16 protein-coding genes are annotated in these 15,644 nt (G+C 67.2%); 7 read left to right on the top strand and 9 right to left on the bottom strand.

What is annotated here, in order from left to right; genetic code table 11:
- Positions 1-17: 17 nt before the first annotated feature.
- Both QO058_RS19920 and QO058_RS19915 read right to left on the bottom strand, forming a co-directional pair.
- On the bottom strand, positions 18-1,484 hold the full coding sequence (locus QO058_RS19920) for a TolC family protein (protein ID WP_284167998.1): 1,467 nt from the start codon (positions 1,482-1,484) through the stop codon (positions 18-20).
- 53 nt (positions 1,485-1,537) lie between these two features.
- The gene (locus QO058_RS19915) at positions 1,538-1,753 is read right to left on the bottom strand and encodes a hypothetical protein (RefSeq protein WP_284167997.1); all 216 of its coding nucleotides are present in this window, start codon (positions 1,751-1,753) and stop codon (positions 1,538-1,540) included.
- Between the two features lie 180 nt (positions 1,754-1,933).
- Between QO058_RS19915 and QO058_RS19910 the strand changes: the two genes are divergently transcribed.
- Together QO058_RS19910 and QO058_RS19905 are read left to right on the top strand one after the other, a co-directional pair.
- Positions 1,934-2,698 carry a response regulator gene (locus QO058_RS19910; protein ID WP_284167996.1) on the top strand — a complete coding sequence of 255 codons (765 nt, stop codon included), beginning with the start codon at positions 1,934-1,936 and terminating at the stop codon, positions 2,696-2,698.
- Positions 2,695-4,062 (top strand): ATP-binding protein, encoded by a 1,368-nt coding sequence (locus QO058_RS19905; protein ID WP_284167995.1) that lies wholly within the window; start codon positions 2,695-2,697, stop codon positions 4,060-4,062. Before QO058_RS19910 ends, QO058_RS19905 begins: the two co-directional genes overlap by 4 nt.
- Here QO058_RS19905 and QO058_RS19900 read toward each other — a convergent pair.
- The 4 genes from QO058_RS19900 to QO058_RS19885 form a co-directional block, all read right to left on the bottom strand.
- Positions 4,057-4,809, bottom strand: a complete 753-nt coding sequence (locus QO058_RS19900; RefSeq protein ID WP_284167994.1) for an SDR family NAD(P)-dependent oxidoreductase — start codon at positions 4,807-4,809, stop codon at positions 4,057-4,059. The genes QO058_RS19905 and QO058_RS19900 overlap by 6 nt on opposite strands.
- Positions 4,809-6,092: an ABC transporter substrate-binding protein gene (locus tag QO058_RS19895; RefSeq protein WP_284167993.1), complete on the bottom strand. Its 1,284-nt coding sequence runs from the start codon at positions 6,090-6,092 to the stop codon at positions 4,809-4,811. The genes QO058_RS19900 and QO058_RS19895 overlap by 1 nt, the downstream gene beginning before the upstream one ends.
- 184 nt (positions 6,093-6,276) lie before the next feature.
- A complete protein-coding gene (locus QO058_RS19890; RefSeq protein WP_284167992.1) occupies positions 6,277-7,578 on the bottom strand; it encodes an ABC transporter substrate-binding protein in 1,302 nt (433 codons plus the stop codon).
- Positions 7,550-8,341, bottom strand: a complete 792-nt coding sequence (locus tag QO058_RS19885; protein WP_284167991.1) for a FadR/GntR family transcriptional regulator — start codon at positions 8,339-8,341, stop codon at positions 7,550-7,552. The genes QO058_RS19890 and QO058_RS19885 overlap by 29 nt, the downstream gene beginning before the upstream one ends.
- A gap of 96 nt (positions 8,342-8,437) precedes the next feature.
- On the opposite strand from QO058_RS19885, the gene QO058_RS19880 reads away from it, so the two are divergent.
- The 5 genes from QO058_RS19880 to QO058_RS19860 are packed head-to-tail and all read left to right on the top strand — an operon-like array spanning position 8,438 to position 12,496.
- Positions 8,438-9,562: a mandelate racemase/muconate lactonizing enzyme family protein gene (locus QO058_RS19880; protein ID WP_284167990.1), complete on the top strand. Its 1,125-nt coding sequence runs from the start codon at positions 8,438-8,440 to the stop codon at positions 9,560-9,562.
- Positions 9,562-10,437 carry a carbohydrate ABC transporter permease gene (locus tag QO058_RS19875; protein ID WP_284167989.1) on the top strand — a complete coding sequence of 292 codons (876 nt, stop codon included), beginning with the start codon at positions 9,562-9,564 and terminating at the stop codon, positions 10,435-10,437. The genes QO058_RS19880 and QO058_RS19875 overlap by 1 nt, the downstream gene beginning before the upstream one ends.
- The gene (locus QO058_RS19870; RefSeq protein WP_284167988.1) at positions 10,430-11,272 is read left to right on the top strand and encodes a carbohydrate ABC transporter permease; all 843 of its coding nucleotides are present in this window, start codon (positions 10,430-10,432) and stop codon (positions 11,270-11,272) included. Before QO058_RS19875 ends, QO058_RS19870 begins: the two co-directional genes overlap by 8 nt.
- 22 nt (positions 11,273-11,294) lie before the next feature.
- A complete protein-coding gene (locus QO058_RS19865; RefSeq protein ID WP_284172958.1) occupies positions 11,295-12,161 on the top strand; it encodes a DUF6772 family protein in 867 nt (288 codons plus the stop codon).
- Complete coding sequence (locus QO058_RS19860) at positions 12,161-12,496, top strand: hypothetical protein (protein WP_284167987.1); 336 nt, start codon at positions 12,161-12,163, stop codon at positions 12,494-12,496. The genes QO058_RS19865 and QO058_RS19860 overlap by 1 nt, the downstream gene beginning before the upstream one ends.
- Before the next feature lie 13 nt (positions 12,497-12,509).
- Here the strand turns inward: QO058_RS19860 and QO058_RS19855 are convergent, their stop codons facing one another.
- Genes QO058_RS19855 through QO058_RS19845 form a run of 3 tightly spaced genes read right to left on the bottom strand, consistent with a single transcriptional unit; the run spans position 12,510 to position 15,607 of the window.
- Positions 12,510-13,622 carry a siderophore-interacting protein gene (locus QO058_RS19855; RefSeq protein WP_284167986.1) on the bottom strand — a complete coding sequence of 371 codons (1,113 nt, stop codon included), beginning with the start codon at positions 13,620-13,622 and terminating at the stop codon, positions 12,510-12,512.
- A gap of 30 nt (positions 13,623-13,652) precedes the next feature.
- On the bottom strand, positions 13,653-14,792 hold the full coding sequence (locus tag QO058_RS19850; RefSeq protein ID WP_284167985.1) for an ABC transporter substrate-binding protein: 1,140 nt from the start codon (positions 14,790-14,792) through the stop codon (positions 13,653-13,655).
- Positions 14,789-15,607 (bottom strand): alpha/beta hydrolase, encoded by an 819-nt coding sequence (locus tag QO058_RS19845; RefSeq protein WP_284167984.1) that lies wholly within the window; start codon positions 15,605-15,607, stop codon positions 14,789-14,791. Before QO058_RS19845 ends, QO058_RS19850 begins: the two co-directional genes overlap by 4 nt.
- Positions 15,608-15,644: the final 37 nt, after the last annotated feature.

The raw sequence follows: 15,644 nt of genomic DNA, 5'->3' as shown, positions 1-15,644 counted from the left end.
CTGCTCCTTCCGCCCGCTCAGTGTCCGCCGCCGCCGGCTTCGCCGCCGCCTGCAGCGGCGACCGTGGCCGAGCCTCCGCCTCCGCTGCCGCCGCCGATCAGTGCGTGCTTGAAGTCGGTATGGGCGATCCAGAAATCGCGACGGGCATTGATCGCCGCGACGTTGGAGAGGATGCGGTTGCGTGCGTCGGTGATGAGGTCTGTGACGTCGTTGAGCATGCCGCTGTATTGCAGTAGCGACTGCTCCTGGATGATCTTGCGCAGCGGCAGGACGTTGTTCTGGTACTGCCGTGTAATGTCGTAGTTGGCACGGTAGGCGGTATAGGCTTCGCGCGCCTCGGAGCGGGCATTGACCGCCTTCTCCGCCAGCCTGTTCGCCGCCTGCATGTAGGTCTGTTCGGCGAGCGCCACCTTGGACTGACCGAAATCATAGATCGGGATGTCGATCTCCAGCTCCAGCGTGCGGCTGCGGCTGGATTCGCGCTCGACATGGCCGTCGGCGCCGATGCTGCGGCCGCGGTCATAGGTACGCCGCCCGAGCAGATCGATGTCGTTGACGAAGCGCGTCGCATTGGCGAGGCCGAGGGACTTCGCCAGCGTGTCGAGCTCGGCGCGCGCGATCTGGATGTCGATGCGCTTGCGCAGCGCCTCGGCCTCGATCGCCTTGACCGATTGCAAGCGCGGCAACGGCGGCAGGCTGCCAAGTCGGAACTTCAGCTCGTCGCCCCATAGCCCGAGCTGGCGGATGAGCCGCTCGCGCTCCTGGCGCTGCTGCTGGCGCGCCTGGGCGAGCTGCACGGTCAATTCGGCCTCGAAAGCGAATTCGCGGGCCTGATCGATCTTGTTGACGCCGCCGGATTCGCCGAGACGCTTGAACAGTTCGGAGGCAGCATCGGCAGAGGCCTTGGCCTCCTGGTAGAAGGCGACCTGCGCGTTGGCGGCGACGGCGCGGTAGTATTGGCGGCGGGCATCGGCCGCGAGCCGCAACACGGACTCGACTGCGCGCAATTGCGCGGTCCTGAAGCGGTCGCCGGCGATCTCGGCCCTGGCCGGCAAGGTGATGAGCGCGAGCAGGCTGCCGACGATCTGGCGCTCGACCTCGACTTCGAAACGCCCAGACAATTTGGAGATGCCGAAGCGCGGATTGGGCGGCAGACTGGCGGCGACCATCTGCATCTCGGCGATGCCGAGCTCGTTGAAGGCAGCCTGCAGCCCGCGGTTATTGAGGAGCGCGATCTGGACGGCGCTATCGGCCGTCAGCGGCTTGCGCAGAAGCTGGTCGACCCGCGCCTTCGCGGTCAGCGCGACCTGGTCGTCGCCGATCTTGACGACATCCTTGCCGATCTCCGCATAGGCGGCAGCCTGGATCGGCGTCATGCCGCCATCGGGAGAAAAACCGGCGCAGCCGCCGAGCAGGGCCGCCGTCCCGGCGAGCAGGCCCCAACGCAGCAGGCGGCGGGCATTCGGCGTGGTCGAAGCGGTCAAGGTCGGCCTTTCCAACGATGGAGCGAACGAAGCGGTCGGAGCGGCGGGCGGCATCATGATTTCGGCCCGACCTTTTGGTTGAGCTCGCGCCAATCCTTGGGCTCGGCGGGGCGGAAGGTCGCGGCACCGGCCGTCACGCTGCGATAGGCGACAGCCGGAACGCGGGCGTTCGGATCGGCCGGCCGCGCCAGATGGTCTGGGACCGTGGCGGCGCAGGCGCCAAGCACCAGAGCGACGGCCATCAGCAACGGCACCTTCACCAAAGTCACGATTCGGCATCCCCCTGTTTCGATGCGACAGGGGTAGCAGCGGCGTTTTGCGGGCGTCCGTTACAAATTGTTTCAAAGCGATGCGGGCGGTCGACCCGCTGGCGCGCTATTGTGCCGGCGATCAGATGGCCGGGACCCGTTCGCGGGGAGACGGACATTCCAACCGAAGCACAGCCAGAAATGGAGCAGGCTCCCGTCACGACGACTGTCGACGATCACGGCCATATCCTGGTGGTCGACGACGATCCGCAGATCCGGCTGCTCGTCGCGCGCTTCCTGCAGCGGCATGGCTATCAGGTCACCGGCGCGCCTGATGGGCGCGCCATGCTGGAGGCGTTGGCGCACAGCGCCATCGACCTGATCGTGCTCGACCTGATGCTGCCCGGCCGTTCCGGGGTCGAGCTCTGCCGCGACGTGCGCACGACCTCGCAGGTGCCGATCGTGATGCTGACGGCCCGGACCGAGGAGAGCGATCGCATCATCGGCCTGGAAGGCGGGGCGGACGACTACGTCACCAAGCCGTTCAGCCCACGGGAGTTGCTGGCTCGCATTCGGGCGCTGCTGCGTCGGGTAAGGGCGAGACAGGGCGCCACCACAACGCAGACGAATGCAATCGTGAGCTTCGACGGCTGGCGCATGGACCTGCGGCGGCGCGAGTTGCAATCGCCTTCGGGGACCTTGATCGACCTGTCGACCGGCGAGTTCGACCTGCTCTTCGCCTTTGTCGAGCACGCCAACCGGGTGCTGTCTCGGGAGGCGCTGATGCAGTTCGCCAAGACGCGAACGAGCGACGACCCGTTCGACCGCACCATCGACGTCCAGATCAGCCGTTTGCGCCGCAAGCTCGAGGCCGATGCGCGCGGGGGCCACTTGATCAAGACGGTTCGCGGCGCCGGCTACCTCTTCGCCTCGCAGGTCGACCACCAGCAAGGACAGCCCGCTTGACGAACCGCGCCAAGCGGCTCTGGCCCGATACGGTCGCCAGCCGCGCCATCCTGATCCTGGTCGCAGCGCTGCTCGCCTTCCATCTGCTCGGCTACTGGGCCTACCGCGTCGGCGTCGAGAACCTCGCCACAGCAGGTCAGGACCGCGGCCTCGCCGAGCGCATCGTCTCGATCAAGCGGGCGATCGCCAGCCTGCCGCAGGCGCCGGAGCGCGACCGCGTCGCGCATGACCTGTCGAGCGCCAGCCTGGAAGTGCACTGGAGCAAGGTCAGCCTCGTCCTCGGCACGGCGCCGATGACCGAGCGCACCCGGGCGATGGAAGCCCGGCTCAAGGAGCTCGCGCCGGAATTGGCGGCGGAATCCTTCCGGGTCGGCTTCGCCGACGATGGCGCGCTCGGCGCCGGCGAGGCCAATGCCTACAAGCACATGATGCTGGTTTCGGTCCGGCTCGACGACGGCTCCTGGGTCAACTTCTCGTCGTCAGCTCTGGGCGCCTCGCAGCATCTCGACTGGGGCCTGACCGCGATCATGATCTGCTTCGCCGTTGCCATCGTCGTCGTCGCGCTCCTGCTGCTGCGCTGGGCGACGCGGCCCCTGCGCGATCTCGCCCTGGCGGCCGAGCGCTTCAGCCTCGACCAAGCCCCGCAACCGCTTCCCGAAACCGGCCCCGTCGAGGTGCGCCGCGCTGCGCGGGCGTTCAACACGATGCGGGACCGCATCCGGAACCTCGTCACCGAACGGATGCAGGCGATGGCGGCGGTATCGCATGATCTGCGCACGCCGATCACGCGCCTGCGGCTCCGCTCCGAATTCCTGGAGGATGAGGCGACCCGCAGCCTGATCGACGCCGACCTCGGCGAGATGGAGGCGATGATCGACTCGACCCTCGACTATCTGCGCGGCGGAACCTCGAGCGAGCCGCTGCGCCCGGTCGATCTCGCCTCGGTGATCGAGACCATTGTCGACGAGCATGTCGATCAGGGCCTCCGCGTCTCATTGGTCGGGCTGAATTCCGCTCCGGTGCAAGGCAGGGTGCTCTCGCTGAAGCGCGCGGCATCAAACATCATCGGCAATGCGGTGAAGTACGGTCAGACGGCGAAGGTCAGCATCACCGATGTCGGCGACAGCTTCGCCGTCCTGGTCGAGGATGAGGGACCCGGCATTGCCGAAGCCGATCGCGAGCGCGTGTTCCACCCCTTCGTCCGGCTGGAGGAATCGCGCGGCCGCCAGACCGGCGGCTCCGGTCTTGGGCTAACGATCGCGCTCGCCATCGCACGCTCGCATGACGGCTCGGTCACGCTGGAGAACCGGGCCGAAGGTGGCCTGCGCGTTACACTCTCCTTGCCGAAGCTGGAGCTCTCATAGCCGCATGCCACCATCGACCGCGAGCTCGGCGCCGTTAATGTAAGCGCCCTCGGGCGAGCAGAGCAAAAGGGCCAGGCCCGCGCAGTCCTCGGCACCACCGAGCCTGCCGAGAGGGATGCGTGCGAGCACCTGCTCCTCCCGTCCGGGCTGAGTCAGCACGGAGCGGTTACGATCCGTCAGGATCGCGCCGGGCTGGATGATGTTGCAGGTGACGTCCGGGGCGCGCAGGGTCCGCGCCAGATTGAGGATCATGTTGGTCTGCGCCGCCTTGGTCGCCGCGTAGTAGAAATGCGTCGGATTGGGGCGCACCTCCTGCACGCTGCCGATTGCGATGACCCGGCCGAAGCCGCGGGCCAGCATGCCCGGCAGGAAAGCCTGCAGCAGCCGCACCGTGGCGTGGAGGTTGATCTGCGTCTGGGCAGCCATCGCGGCTTCGGAGACCGCATCCCAGATCTCGAGGGTTTCGACCGACGCGCAGAGCACGAGGATGTCGGGCTCGGTGCCGGTCGCCGTCAGCTCCGCCACCATGGCGGCAGGGGCGGCAGCCTCGGCAAGGTCGGCGATCAGGGGTGATGCCGCGAGGTTCGATGTTCGCAGGTCCAGGACCGCCGTGGTCGCGGCCGCTGCGTCCCGGTCGTGAATGACCGCGTGCGCGCCGGCCTCAGCGAGCCTTGTGGCGATCGCGAGCCCGATCCCGCGCGCTGCGCCGGTGACCAGCGCGGTCCGTCCAGCCAGAACGCCCGCCATCAGCCGAGCAGCGGCTTCACGCGCGAGACCGCATCGTCCATCGCCTGCTGCGGCGGCTTGCGACCGAGCACGGCTGCCTGCGTCTCCTCGATGAAGATGTCATGGGCGCGTGCCTGCTCGTCGAAGGCGGGCAGATGGATGCGCGAGGCCTTCAGCGCCGCGGCCTCGTCGGCCGCATAGGGCATCGCCGCCTTCAGCTTGTCGTCGGCATAGGTCGAGATGCGGGTCGGGCCGTTGCCGTTGAGCGCCATAGCCGTCGTGCCGGCCTTCGAGGAGAGCGCGCGGATGAATTCCCAGGCGAGCGGCTTCTGCTTGGCGTTCTTCGGAATCATCAGCGACCAGAACTCGACCGTCGGCGCGAACGCCATCTTGCCGGCAAGATCGGCCGCCATCGGCGGCAGCAGCGACTTGAAGCGCCCGCCATATTTGCCCTTGGCCGGATCGTTGTAGGAGACCAGCCGCGCGAAGGGGTTGATCGTCATCGCCGCCCTGCCCTGCTGCATCCAGGTGGTGATCTCCTCATTGTTCACCGTGGCGAAGTTCCGCGGCAACACGCCGGCCTTGTAGAGATCGGCGAGGATGGTCAGCGCCTTGACCATCGGAGGTTCGTTGGCAGTCAGCTTGCCGTCGGCCGTCATGTAGTCGCCGCCGAGGCAGCGCGAGAACGTCAGGAAGTTCGAGGCGAAGACCGCAGTGAAGGCGAGACCATGAACCTGCGTGCCGTCCTCGCGCTTGAAGGTGAGCTTGCGCGCGACCTCGACCAGCTCCTCGAAGGTCGTCGGGAGCTTGCTGACACCGCGTTCCTCCAGCAGCGCCTCATTGTAGATCAGCGCATTGGTGGCATGGCGGACCGGGATGCCATGCAGCGCGCCATCGACCTTGAGCGGCGCAATCAAGCCGGGCGCGAAATCCTCAAAGGCCTCGATCGGCGCGTCCTTCAAGAACGCATCGAGCGGCTCGAACAGCTTGAGATTGCGCGGCACGGCGCGACCGTTGACCAGATAGGCGACGTCGATCGAGGTCTCGGCCAGCGAAGCCTCGCGCAGCAAGCGCTCATGCACGGCGTTGACGTCGCCGAAGGTGACCCAGTTCAGGTTCGCCCCGCTCGCCTTGCGGAAGGCCTCGGTCGCGTCGCCGCCCGGGCCGGTCGTGGCGGCGGTCTGGTGGACACGGTGGCCGAGCGCCGTCAGCGTTTTCGCCTGCGCCAGCGTCTGTCGGGGCAGGGTAAATGTGGCAACGGCACCCAAGCCAAAGGCGCGGCGAGAGAGAAAGGTCTTCGACATGGCTCTTCTCCTGATCTATCGCCCGCGCCGTCTTTCCGGGGCTTCGCGCAGCGAAGAGCCCGGAATCCAGAACCACAGGCCGAGATCGCCTACATGCTACAGATCGAGCGCCTTCATTCGACGCTTCGGCGCTTCTGGATTCCAGGCTCGCTGCTGCGCAGCGCCCCGGAAAGACGAGAGTGGTTCACGCCGGCAGCAGCGGCTGCACGCGCTTGACCAGTGACGCCATCGCCTCCTCCGGCGTCTTCATGCCGAGCACGGCGGCCTCCGCCTCTTCCTTGAAGAGGTCGCCGGCGCGGGCCGCCTCGTCGAAGGCCGGCAGCGGCACGCGTGCCACCTTCAGCACCTTCAGCTCCTCGGCTGCATAAGGCACGGTTCCGGCGAAGCTCTGGTCGGCATAGGTCGAGGCGCGCACCGGCCCATTGCCGTTGAGCGCGGCCTTGAGGGTCGCCTCCTTCGAGGCCATCGCCTTGATGAAGTTCCAGGCGAGGTCCTTGCGCTTGGCATTCTTCGGGATGACCATGCCCCAGAACTCGACCTTGGCCGGAGCGGCATCATACTTCCCCGCCAGCGTCTTCGAGGCCGGCACGGCGATCGTCTTGATCTTGCCCGAGAATTTCGACTTCTGCGGATCGTTGTAGATGCGGTTGCGGCCCATGCTCTGCAGGCTCATCGCCGCCCGGCCCTGCTGCATCCAGACATTGACGTCCTCGGGCGAGAGCGTCGCGAAGTTGCGCGGGAAGGCACCCGCCTGGAAGAGCTCGCGCAAGGTCCTGATCGCGGTCAGCATCGGCGGCTGGTCGGCGGCGCATTTGAAATCGGGCGTGATGAACTCGCCATCCCAGGCGCGAGCGAGGTCGATCACGTTGGGATAGGTCACGCCCGGCATGCACAGGCCGACGACCTGCGTGCCGTCATAGCGGCGATAGCTGCAGGCCTTGGCGATCTCGATCATCTCCTCGATCGTCACTGGGGGCTTGGAGAAGCCCTTCTCCGCCAGGATCTCCTCATTGTAGTGCAGGCCGGAGGAGGCATGCCGGAACGGGACGGCGAGTTGCTTGCCGCCGACGGTCATGCCCTGCATCAAACCGGAAAAGATGTCGGCCGGGTCCTCCAGCGGGTCCCGCTTGAGATAGTCGTCGAGCGCCTCGAACAGGTTTGCGGCGCGCGGCACGACCTGCGTGTTGAGGACGAAGCCGACATCGACCGAGGTCTCGCCGAGGCTCGCCTCGCGGAAGAGCCGCTCCTGCAACGGGCCGGTGTCGAAGGTCGTCCACTGGACGCCGACGCCGTTCTTCGCGGCCCAGTCCTTGGTGATGTCGCCTCCCTGCGCACCGGTCGCGACCGTCTGCATGACGCGATGGGTGAAGACGTTGAACGGCCCGCCTTGCTGAGCGCGAGCACCTCCAGCGCCAAGCGCCGTGAAGCTCACCCCGAGAATGCCGGCGCCGAACTGCCTACGGTTCAGTCCTGTCTCCGTGCTCATGCCTGTCCTCCCGATGGTTCGCGAGTTCCGCGATGGCGGCTTCTGCCGCTTCGAAATGCTTGTTCATGGCGGCGAAAGCCGCAGCCGGATCGCCGGCGCGGATCGCCTCGACGACGCGCACATGTCGCTCGAAGGTGCGCCGCCAGTCGTCCTTGGTGCGCTTCTCGCGCGAATTGAAGATCTCCATGACTTCGCGGATCACTGGCCTGAGGCCCCTGATCTGGAAGTCGAGCAGGCGGTTGCCCGAGGACGCCGCGATGGCCTCATGGAAGTCGAGATCGGCCTCGATCCAGCGCGGCACATGGCCGAGCGCATCCTCCATGCGGGCGAGGATCAGCGCGAGCTTCTCGACATCCTCCGCCGAGCGACGCGCGGCGCTATGGGCCGCGATCGGCGGCTCGAGGATGCGGCGCAGCTCGACCGCCTCGGTCAGGCCATTGGCACGGCCACGCACGGCGAAACGATAGAAGCGGTCGAGCGGGGCGGCGTCGAGCGCCTGAACCTTCGTCGGCTTGCCCTGCTGGATATGCACGACGCCCATCGCCGCGAGCTGGCGGATGGCCTCGCGGGCGATCGGCTTGCTGACGCCGAAAGAGGCGGCGATCCGCGCTTCCGACGGCAGGGCGTCGCCCGGCTTCAGCCTGCCGTCCTGGATCGCCTGGGTGATGCGCTGGATCACGGCGTCGCCCAGCCGCATCGGCACGACGTCGCCGCCGGCGAATGGGTCGTCGCCACCCAGCAGGGATGAAGCGGCATCGCTCATCGATCACCTCCGTTCGATGATCATTGACAGATGCCGCTGAGCTTGGCAACTGTTCAACCTATCAGATAAGTTAAGCACTCAAGAGGACGCCGCCGCATGCCGGCCAGCCGCATCTCAAAGGTCGTCGCACATCCCTTGCGGGCGACGCTGCCCAAGGTCCAGCGGACGTCGCAGGGCGACTATCCGGCGATCGAGCTCGTCGTGGTCGAGATCGAGACCGAGGACGGCGTCGTCGGCTTCGGCGAGGGCCTCTGCCGCCGCGGCGCGGCCGGCTATGCCCGCTTCATCGAGGAGGCGATGGTGCCGCGCCTGATCGGGCGTGATGCAGCCGATCGGCGGGCGCTCTGGAGGACGATGCGCGCCGCGCTATCCGGACGCCCGGGCGGCCAGGTCGTCGAGGCGATCGCGGCGGTCGACATCGCGCTCTGGGACATCGCCGGAAAGCAGGCGGGCCAGCCGATCCACAAGCTGCTTGGCGGCATGGGCCGCACCGAAGTCGCGGCCTATGCCTCCTCGATCAACTGGCTCGACGATGCAACGGTCGAGGCGGAGGTCGCCACCGTGCTGAAAGCCGGTTTCCGCGAGATCAAGGTCAAGCTCGGCCATCCGCTGCGCGACGCGATCGCCCGCGCCAAGCTCGTCCGCAAGCTCGCCGGGGACGACATCGCGCTCCATGTCGATGCCAACTGGGCCTATGACGTCGACGACGCGCTGATCGTCGGGCGCGCGCTGGCCGATCTCGGCTACGGCTTCTTCGAGGAGCCGATCGCGCCGCAGGATCGCGAGGGCTATCGCCGCCTCGCCCAGCATCTGCCGATCCGGCTCGCCGCCGGCGAGAGCGACTTCGTCGCCTCGGACGCGCTGATCTCGTTGCAGGACCGCTCGCTCGGGCTGATCCAGCCGGATGTGACGCGCTCGGGCGGGATCAGCGAGACCTGGCGCATCTGCGAGCTCGCCGCCGCCTTCAACACGGCTTACGCCCCGCATGTCGGCTGGTCCGGCGCGATCTGCGTCGCCGCCAGCCTGCAGCTCGCTGCCGCAGCCGAGACCTTCCGCACCTTCGAGTGCATGGTCTACCAGAACCCGCTGCGCGACGCCTTCACCCACCCGATCGTCGGCGAGGGTTCGCAACTGATCGAGGGCAAGCTCGCCGTTCCGCAAGGGCCGGGCCTCGGCATCGAGATCGACCGCGACGCGCTGGCGCGCTTCAGGATCGCCTGATGAGCGCCCGCACGCCCCTCTCCGCCATCGCGCTGGTCTCGCCGGTCCAGCTGATGATCGGCGGCATCATCTTCCTGCCGGCGATCTATGTGTTCTGGCTGAGCCTCAACCAGTCTTCCTTCGGGCAGGCGGCAAGCTTCGTCGGCTTTGCCAACTACGCCAAGGTGCTGGGCGATGCCTATTTCTGGAAGGCGCTCCTCAACACGGTGATCGTCGTCGCCGTCGTGGTGCATGTCGAACTCCTGCTCGGCCTCGGCATGGCACTGTTCTTCGCCTCGGGCGTACCGCTCCGGGCGCTGCTGCTCGCGATCGTGCTCGCGCCCTATGCCGTCAGCGAGGTCTCGGCGGTGGTGATGTGGCGCTTTCTGTTCGAGCCGGATGTGGGGATGATGAGCCGGCTCCTGATGTCGCTCGGCCTGCCGCCGATCGAATGGGCGGTGAACCCGAGCCACGGGCTCGCCATGGTCAGCCTGCTCTCGATCTGGCTGCACCTGCCCTTCAGCTTCATCATCCTCTATGCCGCCCGGCTCTCGATCCCCAGCGACCTCTATGAAGCCGCCGCGATCGACGGCGCCTCGCCCTGGATCTCGTTTCGCCGGATCACGCTGCCTCTGCTGATGCCGGCGCTGCTGATCGCGGCGCTGTTCCGCTACATCTTCGCCTTCCGGCTGTTCTCGGAGGTCTGGCTGATGACCGGCGGCGGCCCGGCGCGCTCGACCGAGGTGATGGCGGTCTATCTCTATCTCGAGGCCTTCCGCTACAACGCCTTCGGGCCGGCCGCCGCCACCGGCTGGCTGCTGGTGCTCGCCTCGCTCCTGCTCGCGCTGTTCTACCTGCGTGGGCTCTACAGGGAGATGTTCGGCAAGCATGCCTAAGCTCTCTCTGCCCACGCTTTTGCGCCATCTCCTCAAGCTCGTCGGCGTCGCCGCGATCGTCGCCTGGTCGCTCGTCCCGATCGGCTTGATCGCGATGTCGTCCTTCAAGGCCGACCGCGACATCTTCTCGACCGGCAGCACGTTCTCCTTTGCTCCGACCCTGGCGAACTACCAGGCGCTCTGGAGTCGCTGGGGCGATTTCTTCTTCGGCCTGTGGAACAGCTTCCTCGTCACGGTCGGCGCGACCGTGCTCGCCGTCGGCGTCTCCCTGCTCGCCGGCTTCGCCTATTCGCGCTTTGCCTCGAAGGGCCTGCAGGCCTCAGCCTTCTTCCTGATCTTCATCCGGCTGATCCCGCCGATCGTGATCACGCTGCCGCTCTTTCCGGTGGTGAACTGGCTCGGCCTCAACGACACGCATTTCGTGCTGATCGTGCTCTACGCCACCTTCTTCGTCTCGCTCGGCACGGTGGTGATGCGCACCTTCATCGACCAGATCCCGCGCGAGCTGGACGAGGCCGCGATGATGGACGGCGCCTCGCAGTTCCAGATCATCATGCGCGTCATCCTGCCGATGGCGGCGCAGGGCATGCTCGCCGTCTCGGTCTTCGTCATCGTCTACGCCTGGAACGAGTTCCTCTTCGCCTTCATCTTCACCACCACCAAGGCGAAGACCGCGCCATTGGTGATCTCCGAGATGATCGGCGCCGTCGAAGGCGTCGAATGGGGCGTGCTCTTCGCCGCCTCGACCGTGCAGCTCGTGCCGGTGCTCGCCTTCGTCATCCTCATGCAGAAGCACCTCGTCGCGGGCCTGACCGCCGGCGCGGTGAAAGGGTAGGATCATGACCCAGCTCGACGACATGCGCCGCGCCATCCGCGAGGCCGATCCGCAGCTCAGCCGCTTCGACCCGCTGCCCCGCATCATCTGCTTTGATGATTTCGACCGGGGCATGTGCGGCTGGACCCAGCTCGTCGGCAATTACGAGGACAGTCTCGACGCGATGCTGCCGGGCTACGCCCAGCACAGCCACGCCATGCTCTCGACCCTGCCGAACTGGGATTTCGGCTCGCATGGCGGCGTCGACGGCTCCTATGCGCTGAAGATCGCGACGCGGCCGAAGAAGGGTGCGCAGAACGTCGCGATCAAGCGCCTGACCTTCCGCAAGCCGGGGCCGATCCGGCTCGAGGCCTATTTCACCTTCAAGCCCGAAGCGACCGATCTGCAGCTCTCGGAGACCGATATCCGCTCCTTCGGCTTCCTCTACGATCTCCAGATCGGCGACAGCTCAGGGCCGGGTGATCGCGTCATGCCGCATTTGCGCTTCCTCAACGCGCAGGACGGCCAGCACCTGCAGAAATGGCAGTTCAAGCGCAAGACGACGCCGATCAAGCCGATCGGCAATGCCGGCAAGACGATCACGCATTATCACCTTGCGCCCGATGACTGGGAGGACCTTCCCGGCGGCGAGCAGCGGCTCTGCTACAACGAGATCCCGACCAAGGTGAACTGGCACTATCTGCGCTTCGACTTCGACCTCGCCTCGATGCAGGCCACGCGTTTCCAGGTCAATGACCGAGTCTTCGCCATGGACGGCTTCGACAGCATCCGCATCCCGGCGATGAAGAACCTCTGGTGCATGCTCAACCTCGCCTTCTTCGCCGAGACCGACACCGACAAGCGCGCCTTCGCCTATCTCGATTCCGTCTGCCTGTCGGGAGAGTTCTGATGCTGCCCGAGAATCTGACGGCCGTCGTCGCCCGCAACGAGAGCTGGACCGGGACAAGCGCGAGCGAGCCCTATGAGGCCGGCTGGGCCAAGGAGGCGATCGTCTTCGTGCGCGCGCTCAAGGAGCCGAAAGGGTCGCTGCCCAAGGCGCGCATCGAGATCTCCGCCGACGGCATGCACTGGTGCCATGAAGGTTCGGAATTCGCCCTGCCAACGACGAAGGACGCCGTGACCTTCCAGCGCCTCGGCCATTTCGGCAATTTCGTCCGCATTGCCGCGACGCTGCCGGATGGCGCCGAGATCACCGTGCTGGTGACGCTGCATCTGAAGGCCTGAAGCACGAACCGCTTCAAGCCGCCTTTGCGGCCTGCTTCTTCTCCGCCATATGCTGCTCCTCGGCAAGGCCGGCGCGCCAGTAGCCGACGACGAGATGCTCGTCGATGCCAGGGCGCAGGCGTTGCCGCGCCGTCGCACGGATCTCGCGGAAGCCCGTGTGTTCGGCTGCAGCCCAGAGATAGAGACTGCCCTCGCCCGGCGGCCAGTCGAGCGTTGCGAGGGCGTCGATCAGCAAGGAGGTCGAGCCGGGCGCTGCGCCATCACGGTGGAGCCAACGGACATCGAACCCTTCCGGCAGCGACAGTGGCTGATGCTCATTCGCGTCGGCGACCTCGATCAGCGCGAGGCCGCTCGCCTGCCTCGGCAGGTTTGCCAGCATGCGGGCGAGCGCAGGCAGGCCGGTCTCGTCGGCAACGAAGAGGTAACGGTCGGCCTGCTTCAGGCCGCGCCCACCCGGGCCGGCCATGCCGATACGGTCACCGACCTGCACGCCAGCGGCGAAGGCCGAACCCGGACCGGCGTCGTCATGCAGGACGAAATCGATGGCGAGCGCGCCGGCAGCCACGTCGATCTCGCGGATCGTGTATTTGCGAATCGCCGGCCGCAGCTCAGGCGGCGGCGCCTGCAGCAGGCCGTCGGCACCGATCATCGGCCAGACCGGCTCGGCCAGACCCGCCGGCGGAATGAAGAGGCGGACATGCAGCGCCTCCAGCGAATCGTAGCGGGCAAGGTCCTCGCCGCGGAAGCGGATGCGGCGCATATGCGGCGTCAGCTGCTCGACGCCGGTCACGATCAGCACGCGAAAATCCGGCGGCAGCATCGGCTCGGCGCCATCGCCGCTCCAGCGGATCGCGGGCGCGGCGCCATCCGGCGCGAACTCGACGACATGACTCGCGATCACGAGCTTCATGCTCTGCACGCCGGCGAGATCGGCCGCCTCGACGACAACCGACAGCGCCCCCGGCATTGCAACGATCTCGGCCCGGCTGTCAGCGAACCCGATCGTCGTCACGCCGTCGGTCTCGCTGACATCAGCCTCGTGATCGAGAAGATGCGCGCGAAGCGGCTGCAGCACGGCAGCGGGATCGGGCAAGGCGATACGCGTTTCGGCGCGAAGCATGGTCATGGGATTTTGTCCTGTCGCGGCCCTTGAGGCTCAGGGCATCGCCTGGCCGGCACTCTCGATCCAGAGCGGGCCGTCGAGCGGGATCGCCGAGAAACGGCTGGAGATCTCGTTCAACGTCGCCTGCGGGTCGACATCGGCGAAGCGGTCGGGGTGGAACCATTTCGCCAGCCGTTCGATGGCGACGATGTGGAGCGGGGTGTCGTTGAAGAGTTGCCAGAGCCCATAGGCGCGGCCCTGGCGCACAGCGGCGAGCGCAGAGATGCCAGGGCGGCCCAGCAGCGCGGCAAAGCTCTGGGTCGCGGTTTCGCGCGGCACGCCGAGCCCGAGGACGAGACCGCCCAGCTTGGCCAGATGCGTCCCACCGGTCGCGACATAGATCGCGGGATCGGCGGCAAGCAGCTGCTCGAGGCTGATCTGCCCGGTCGCGCCGGGCAGGATCGCGGCGGCGATATTGCGCCCGCCGGCGGCCGTGATGAAATCGTCGAAGGTGCCCTTGCCAGGCGTCGGGCAGCAATCGAAGCCGCCGGCATGGGCATGCATGAAGACAGCCGGACGCTCCGCGCCGCGCACGCGCTCCTCGATGAGGCGCCGGCGCTCCTCGTAGAAGCGGATATAGGCCTCGGCCTGGCCCTCGCGGCCGATCAGCTTGCCGAGAATGCGCAGACTCGGCAGCGTGTCGCGCATCGGCTGCAGGTAGAAATCGACGACAGCGACCTTGATGCCGGCCGCCTCGAAACGCTGGACGAGATCGCCAGGCCCGCGCCGCGTACCGGCGAGCGACAGGCTGAGGATCACGAGGTCCGGTGACAGCGATACCGCCTTCTCGAAGGAGAACCCGTCCTGCGTCGCGCCGTCGCCGACCGTCGGCACGCTCTCGATCGCCGGGAACTTGGCGAGATAGCGGGCATAGGCGTCGGGATTCTGGCGGCGATGATCGGCGCCCCAGCCGGCCAGCAGGCTGATCGGGTCGGGATGGATGAGGCCGAGCGCGTTGAGCTGGCGGCCTTGCGCCAGCACGATCCGCTTCGCCGGACCCGGCAAGGTCACGCTGCGCCCGAGCAGATCGGTCACGGTGACCGGCTCGGCAACCGCACTGCCCGCCAGCACCGGAAGCATCGCTACAACGGCGAGCAGCAGCCACGCCAGGAACCGCAGCGGCGAAGCGGTCATGGCGAGACCTTTCCCTGTGTGCCGCCCAGCGCGAAGGCGACTGCCCGCGACAGCATGGCCGGGAGGACCGAGATATGATTCTCGCCGGCGAAGACGACGTGCTCGCAATCGACACGCCCGGAAGCCGTCAGCACCTGTGCCATCTCGGCGGCGTTGTCGACCATGCGGGCCATGCGCAAACGCGCCGCCCGCTGCGGATCGCGCCGCTCGTCGCCAGCCCGCTCCTCGCCGCCGATGGTGATCAGCAATTGCGCCCGCTCGGAGGTCGCCGGTGCGTCTAGGAACCGTTGGCGCGTCGCGAGAATGGCCCGCTCGTTCCACCAGATCGACGGGCTGCCGGCGACATGGCTGCGGAACAGGCCGGGGCGCGCGAACAGCGCGTGCAAGGCGAAGAGCCCGCCGAAGGAATGGCCGACCAGCGACAGGCGGGTCCGGTCGATCGGCGCGAGCGTCTCGACCTGCGTCAGCATCTCGCCGGCGATCAGATCGAGGAAACGGCCGGCACCGCCATCCGCCGGCAAGAGATCCTGCCGGCGCCGCTCGGCATCGAAGGGCGCCGCTCCCGGATAGCCGACGCCCAGAATGATCGCCGGGCCGACGCCCGTCACCTCGGTCCGGCCAGCCTGCAGCCGTGCAGCGGACAACGCCGTCGCGAACAGCGCGTCACCGTCGACCAGGACCAGAACCGGAAAGCCGGCGGCCGGCGCGGGCTCGGGCGGGATCGCGACCAGCAGCCGATACTCGGCCCCGCCTGGCGATGTGAATGCAAGGCTGTGCGTGTGCGGCAGCTCGACCGGCCGGAGAGCTGGGACCAAGTGTCCCTCGAACGCAACCCGTTCCGGCCGCAGCATC

Origin of the sequence: Bosea vestrisii (assembly GCF_030144325.1) — a bacterium.
GTDB lineage: Bacteria > Pseudomonadota > Alphaproteobacteria > Rhizobiales > Beijerinckiaceae > Allobosea > Allobosea vestrisii_A.
This window is presented reverse-complemented; position numbering and strand designations above follow the sequence as displayed.